We start from the raw sequence: 6,178 nt of genomic DNA on the forward strand, positions 1-6,178 counted from the left end.
CACCAACCTAGGAACTACCGCACGGGGTGGATACTCTCATCTGGCCACCAGTGGGTACTTCAACCTGGCCATTGACACGAAGCCGACAGCAAGTGCATTGTTATTGTCGCCGTGAACAGTCGAGTGGCTCGCGTCGAGTTCGTCGAACAGTCGCGGGCGCGCCTTCATGTGCGCGGTCATACACGCTTTAGCCTCGAGCGCGACCAGTACCGTCGAACCAGCGGCGCCGGCGGGGCTGGAAGGCAGACTGCGAAGGAGCGCTCGCTCCGCGTCGCTCAGACGTATCGCATAGCGTTCAGCGAGTTCCTCCAGGCCGACAGATGCGGTCTCTCCGCCTCCGCGGGAGGCGCGAGCGATGACGAGGTCCAGGTTCTTGGATCGCCCCGTCTGCCAATTGTTCATCTTACGGTTGATGGCGAAGGACACCTTGCCATCAGCGACATGTTGTTTCAACAGGCTCGACGTATTGAGCAGATCGAAAGCTATTGCCCAACAAGCTGTTTTCGAGTGCCGATCGCTACGCGAGTGATATTGCCATGCACGGCCGCCGATCCCGATCGAGTAGGGAAGGGACATCGTGCGCTCGATGATGGATGGACCTCTCACGCCACTACCTGTGTTGTCGACATACGCGCCAGGTGCGCTTCCACATCGTCGAGGAATCCTGGAACGAAGCGCAGCGATCCTGATCTGGCTCGCCGGAGGAAGCCGGCGGTCGCCCGGGCCGACAACGGTTTGGTCATCTGCAGATAGTCCTCGAGATGCTCATACGGATCTCGCACCGGCCACATGGACACGGGTATGGCGTGCGATCCACCTGCGTCACCCCAAGCTGCACGTGGCCACTTGTCACCCGCGCCGATCGGCGTCGAATCCGGCCAGGAATCTCCGACGGCACTGTCCAGACGCGACCCCACCCACTCCGACATTCGTGTGCTCACCGCGTTCCCGACGAGCTTCCAACGCTGCCCTTCGCGGAAACCGGTCAGGCTCGCGGCCGGCTCGGTCCACCCTGCGTCAAAGCCCTGAAGACGTTCGGCGTCAACCAACCCCGGTGTCACGATCTCTCCGCTTTTCAGCCAGACAGCGGGAGGACTCGCGATTCCGATAGTGGACCCCCCTTTGATCGTGGGGACAGCGTCCACGGCCCACCCCAGGCCACGGACTCCTTCTGTCCAGTAAAAGCCACATGGATAGTCGGTGACCGGCCCAGGTTCATGGACGGCCTCGGTGTCCTGACCGAACATCACGGGTCGCGGGTCCTCTGAACGGGAAGCGAGCATCAACACCCGGTGCCGTCGCTGAGGCAGACCGAACGCTCTGGCATCCACAACCCGATAGGCCCACCGGTACCCGAGGTCATTGAGTGTCTCGGTGAGGTGCCGCATGGCTGCTCCCCGATCCAGCTGGAGCATGAAGGGAACGTTTTCGAGCAGCAGCCAGCGCGGTCCTTGCTTCCGCTTGATCAGACGAAACACTTCTCCTACCAGTCCCGAATTCGCGCCGCCGATTCCACGTGTGCGGCCTGCCTGGGACAGATCCTGGCATGGGAAACCGGCTGCCAGGAGGTCCAGGCCCCGAGGTAGGGCATGGAGCTGCCGTACATCGTCGTGCAGCTCGACGTCGGACATGTGGTGCGAAAGCACGGCGCGTGCTGCAGGGTCGATCTCGCAAAGCAAGGTGGTTTCCCAGCCCGACCGGCTCAGGCCCACTTCCAAGCCGCCGATGCCGGCGAACAACCCCGCGACTGTCTTTCCCACGCTGCTCCTCGATAGTCGGTTGGATCTCTGTCTTAGCAGGACACACCGACAGGCTGCGGAAAGCTTAGATGGCCGGGCGGGACGTCAGCCAAGGACACGCGGTCGGGTTCGCGCTAGCTCTTTGTGGTGGCAGTACGGTTCTTGACGAGGATGGCGATGCGGTCAGCCGTCGCGTCGACATCGTCGTGTTCCCATACGCGGACGGGAATCCATCCGGCTTCGATGAGAGAGGCGTCGGTGTCCCGGTCGCGGCGGATATTGGTCGCGATCTTGTTGCGCCAGAATTCGGCATTTCGTTTCGGCCAGGTCGCATGTTGCGGGCAGCCGTGCCAGAAGCAACCGTCGACGTATACCGCGACCTTGGCTCGGCCAAAGACAACATCGGCGGTGCGCCGGTGCTGGCGGAGAGGGCGCTGGTGCAACCGGTAACGGAGTCCGCGCGAATGGAGCGCAGATCTCAGCCGCATTTCGATCTTGGTGTTCCGCGACAGTTGTGCAGACATCCGGCGAGACATCTCGGGTGTTGTCGTCAATCTCTTCCGCGCCGGCATGTACGCATGCTAAGCCGGTACTCACCGCACAGGGTGATGTGCTGTTTCCGGGAGGGTGCTTGTTGTGAATGGCGGCGAAGAGCGCGAGTTCCGCAATGCGGCGATGGCTTGGCTCGACGGACTCAAGAAGAATGGCCAGAAGCGTTTTCCATATCGCGAGCTGGCTGGGTTCGAGTGCAACGGGGTGCGGATCCCTTTGATCGATCGCCAACGCGGCATCCGTAAGCCGGCAAGCTTTTACGCCGCGTTATCGCTGCGGACCACCTACACGCCGCCGGGGCAAGCCAAACCGTATGAAGATCAGATCACCGACGACGGCCTCCTTCACTACAAGTACCGCGGAAATGACCCAAAGCACCATGAGAACCGCTCGCTTCGAGCAGCCTATGATCTTGAACTGCCATTGATATGGTTCGTGGGAGTGGCCAAGGGCGTTTACGAAGCTCGGTATCCGGTGTGGATCCGCGATGATCGACCCGAGGAGCTGGAGTTCGTACTGGAGCTGCCGGGTTGAGGCCGTTTCGCCAGAGCGCTCACGCATAGCTACCAGCTCTTCGTGAAGTTACCCAGCGGGCGCCGGACTCGGCAAAGCGCTCACGCCGGGAAAAACCACGACCGACCCATCCGCGCTACGCTCGATTTCGATCGTTACGTCGGATTGCCCAGCGGACAACCCGAACTCGTCGCTGAGTGCGCGTAACCGGTAAGCCGCACGCATAAGGTCATCGACCTCGCCCGGCGTGAAGAAGGCGCTTCGAACACCTCCTTTGCGCTTGAGCTCCAGAGTTGACAAGCCGCGAATGACGTCGACGATCCCAGCTTCGAGTTCGTTGATGCCCCGCTCGTCGTTCTGCAGCGTGCGCACGAACGTCTTGAACGGGTGATTCGCGCCCTCGAGTTGAGCATGTTCAACCGCCTGAAGGACAAGTACGCGGCGCTTCAACGCGATGGCTAGGTTGGCCAGCTCCAGGTGGGCACGGAACCCGCCACCGTCTTCCTGGATCACCCCGGGGAAGTCTTTCAGCACCGGTCCTAATTCAACTGGACCAGTAATCCCACTCAGCGACTTCTGCCATTGTCCTAGCCGACGCTTGGCGCGCTCGATCGCCACGTTGATCTCGTAGACCGTCGAGTCGAGGCCGAGCGAAGCGCCCACACGCCCCTGATCCAGCAAGACAGCGGTGGCCTTCTCGATCGCATCTCGGCAGCCGTCGAGCCGATTGCGTTCCTCATCGAGTTTCTCCTCGTGCAGCTTCTCGAGTAACTCGGTGATGTGTTCGAGCGCCTGCTGGCGCTGGTGATCGGCATACGCGCTCGCGCCGACGGCGACTGCCATGAGAACCAGCGGGGCCGCCACGGTCAGGGCCCCTGCACTCGCCACGGCGACACCTGCCGTACCTGCTGACCCGGTTGCTGCGCCAGCTATTGCCGCTTTCCCAGCAACCGGAACGAAGGTCGCTTGCGCAGCGATCCCCCTCGAACTTATCAGCGCGCTGTGGACGCCGCCGGCGGCAGCCTTCGACACCATCGGGCTCACCAGACCCCTGCTCACCTGCGCTGCCACTTTTGCGGGCACGACCATGCGGTAGAGCACCTCGCCTGTCGCGGCGACATTCGCTGCAGCCGGGCTCGACTTCGCCGTTTGGGCGATAAGGTGAGACAGATTCTGTGCGAGGGGGCTCGACGCATGAAGCGCAATGCCGCCGCTATGGGGCCGTCTAGTGGTAATTGGATGCGCTTCCAGGGTCGTGATCGGTGAGTCGGCCAACGTTGCCAGGACCGTCCGAAGCTGGCCCAGACGCTCCGGTGTCATGGACTTGCCCTCGAGAATGTCCGGAACCTCTACGGCGTCGGTTGCCAGCGCCCACACCGGCGCCTGAGTGATTTCTCTGTCAGACATCTTGCATTCCTCCCCATGTCTGACCCACAGTACGTGGTCTCCATGGCGACGGTCAGGCAACTACCGGTGCGGACATGACAGCATTGCCGCACCGTTGTCCTCCGAGTCGGTTAACGTGCCCATTCGTGGAGATCGGCACCTGTGAACTACCGCCCACCCATGACGGCCTTCAGCTGTTCGGCCAGCCTTCTCGCATGCCGTCGTTCGAATCAGGCGTTAGTTCGTCACCGATCGACGAAGCGGGCGAGGTAAGGCGCGTTTCGGCGGACGTTAGGGTCGACATGTCCCAACCGAGTAAAGCAGCCGGTAAAGCCGCTTCTATTGACTTTGCATCTCGGTCCATAGGCATCGTCCGGGTTGCGGGCGCTCGCCAGTGAGCCCGCGGGGTGACGGTGCACGGCCGCTCGAGTTGAACGACGACCTCTACGAACGCGTTATGGCGGTGGGCCAGGCCGGTCGAGAGATTGCCACCCTGAGCATCAAGCGTCCGAACTGGATCGTCGCGGTAGAACGCGCGGGTGTCTGGGTGGAGACGGAACGCTCACGAGCGCGGGGATCGGGCCCGCAACTCGTGCCCGCGTGGATGATCGAAGTGGGATGGAAGCAATTGTGCGACATAGGATCGCTGAGTCACGTTGAACTTCTCAACGATCTGAACGTCAAGAGATCTGCGTTTGTGTGCGCTTTGCTCGCTCAGTTCCCGGACGTATCGGTAGTGCAGACTCAGCCGACGATCCTCGAGCTCGTTGGTCGACGCGGAGCGATCTGAGCTCATGCACAGCAACAACGTTAGGAGACCATGTCATGACTACGCCTCCGGTCTTGGGTCGGCTCGAGGTCATTGAGCCGCGGACCGTGTGGAATCACGAGGCACACAGCTTCACCCCCTGGTTGCTGCATAACGTCGACGTCCTGAGTGACCTTCTGGGAATGGACCTGGAGCTTCACGTGGCCGAGCATCCGGTCGGCGATTTCTACCTGGACCTCTACGGTCGGGATGTTGCCGATGACGGGGTGGTGATCGTCGAAAACCAGTTGGAGCGATCCGACCACAGTCACCTGGGCCAGATACTCACCTATGCCGCCGGAACCGATCCGAGAACAATTGTTTGGATCACTACCGGGTTTCGGGCCGAACATCGTGCCGCACTGGATTGGCTGAACGAGCACACGGATCCCGACACGCGATTCTTCGGCATCGAGATCGAGGTCGTCAAGATCGGAGCTTCCGCGCCGGCTCCAAACTTCAAACTCGTTGTCAGCCCGAACGACTGGAGCAAGCAGGTTAAGGCCGCCGCCGATGCAAGCAGTTACACGGGTCTTCCCAGGGCCTACTGGGACTTCTGGCGCCAGTTCCTGGACCGCATCGCGGCGGAACATCCCACCTGGACGCAGGCGAAGGCCTCGACCAACTTGTCCTGGTACAACCTCTCCACGGGCACCAGCGGGATATCACTCGCCACGGCGTTTCGGCGAGACACCGGCCTCACGGTCCTCCTCGAATTCGACTCGTCGGATGCGTCTCGCAACGAGGAACGCTTCATGGCACTCAAGTCCAAACAGGCGGATTTCGAACGGGCCCTCGGTGCGCCCGCGGAGTGGGACGAACGACCCGGGGCTAAGAGCTGCGCGGTGTTCGTGTCGTCGGACTTCACGAGCGTGCTGGACGAGGGTCAATGGACGGCGATGCAAGACTGGTTGCTCGATAAGCACTCTCGATTCAGAGACGCTGTGGCGGTCGCGCGAAGCTTGGGAGTGATCGGTTGACAGGCGCGTCGACAAATTCAACGATGCGGCGGCGATGTGGAACGTGATACGCGCCCCGATGGCTGGGACCGCCTAGCTGTACCCGGCAGTCAGGTTGTTGACAGTCGGCTGATTGGGGGTTGGCCTCCGATGGCTGAGTGGCGGCGTTGATTGTTGTAGTGCTCAAGCCACGGGGCAAGCGCAGCGCAGCGGGCGTCGTT

Annotated in this window: 8 protein-coding genes; 3 read left to right on the top strand and 5 right to left on the bottom strand. The window is 61.7% G+C overall.

Going from position 1 to position 6,178, the window contains the following annotated elements:
- Window positions 1-36 precede the first annotated feature (36 nt).
- The 3 genes from AU194_RS28660 to AU194_RS28670 all read right to left on the bottom strand — a co-directional run bounded on the left by AU194_RS28660 (window position 37) and on the right by AU194_RS28670 (window position 2,311).
- Entirely contained in the window at window positions 37-576 is a 540-nt protein-coding gene (locus AU194_RS28660; RefSeq protein WP_231743609.1) for a hypothetical protein, read from the bottom strand.
- A gap of 26 nt (window positions 577-602) precedes the next feature.
- Window positions 603-1,760 carry a DNA cytosine methyltransferase gene (locus AU194_RS28665; protein WP_059092647.1) on the bottom strand — a complete coding sequence of 386 codons (1,158 nt, stop codon included), beginning with the start codon at window positions 1,758-1,760 and terminating at the stop codon, window positions 603-605.
- A gap of 113 nt (window positions 1,761-1,873) precedes the next feature.
- Window positions 1,874-2,311 (bottom strand): very short patch repair endonuclease, encoded by a 438-nt coding sequence (locus AU194_RS28670; protein WP_369804251.1) that lies wholly within the window; start codon window positions 2,309-2,311, stop codon window positions 1,874-1,876.
- Between the two features lie 64 nt (window positions 2,312-2,375).
- On the opposite strand from AU194_RS28670, the gene AU194_RS28675 reads away from it, so the two are divergent.
- Complete coding sequence (locus tag AU194_RS28675; protein ID WP_059092649.1) at window positions 2,376-2,825, top strand: hypothetical protein; 450 nt, start codon at window positions 2,376-2,378, stop codon at window positions 2,823-2,825.
- A 48-nt stretch (window positions 2,826-2,873) separates the two neighbouring features.
- Here AU194_RS28675 and AU194_RS28680 read toward each other — a convergent pair whose 3' ends face one another.
- Window positions 2,874-4,211, bottom strand: a complete 1,338-nt coding sequence (locus AU194_RS28680) for a hypothetical protein (RefSeq protein ID WP_059092650.1) — start codon at window positions 4,209-4,211, stop codon at window positions 2,874-2,876.
- Window positions 4,212-4,620: 409 nt separating this feature from the next.
- On the opposite strand from AU194_RS28680, the gene AU194_RS28685 reads away from it, so the two are divergent.
- Window positions 4,621-4,980, top strand: coding sequence for a hypothetical protein (locus AU194_RS28685; protein WP_231743610.1), 360 nt, complete (start codon window positions 4,621-4,623; stop codon window positions 4,978-4,980).
- Window positions 4,981-5,033: 53 nt separating this feature from the next.
- Entirely contained in the window at window positions 5,034-5,978 is a 945-nt protein-coding gene (locus AU194_RS28690; protein WP_231743611.1) for a DUF4268 domain-containing protein, read from the top strand.
- Between the two features lie 89 nt (window positions 5,979-6,067).
- Here the strand turns inward: AU194_RS28690 and AU194_RS31525 are convergent.
- Window positions 6,068-6,178: integrase core domain-containing protein (locus AU194_RS31525; protein WP_157575942.1), on the bottom strand; the 111-nt coding region annotated here is incomplete at its 5' end.

Origin of the sequence: Mycobacterium sp. GA-2829, from assembly GCF_001499965.1 — a bacterium.
GTDB lineage: Bacteria > Actinomycetota > Actinomycetes > Mycobacteriales > Mycobacteriaceae > Mycobacterium.

Coding starts and splice junctions, on each gene's coding strand:
- AU194_RS28660 (WP_231743609.1), bottom strand. CDS start 576: ATGTCCCTTCCCTACTCGATCGGGATCGGCGGCCGTGCATGGCAATAT.
- AU194_RS28680 (WP_059092650.1), bottom strand. CDS start 4,211: ATGTCTGACAGAGAAATCACTCAGGCGCCGGTGTGGGCGCTGGCAACC.
- AU194_RS28670 (WP_369804251.1), bottom strand. CDS start 2,311: ATGCCGGCGCGGAAGAGATTGACGACAACACCCGAGATGTCTCGCCGG.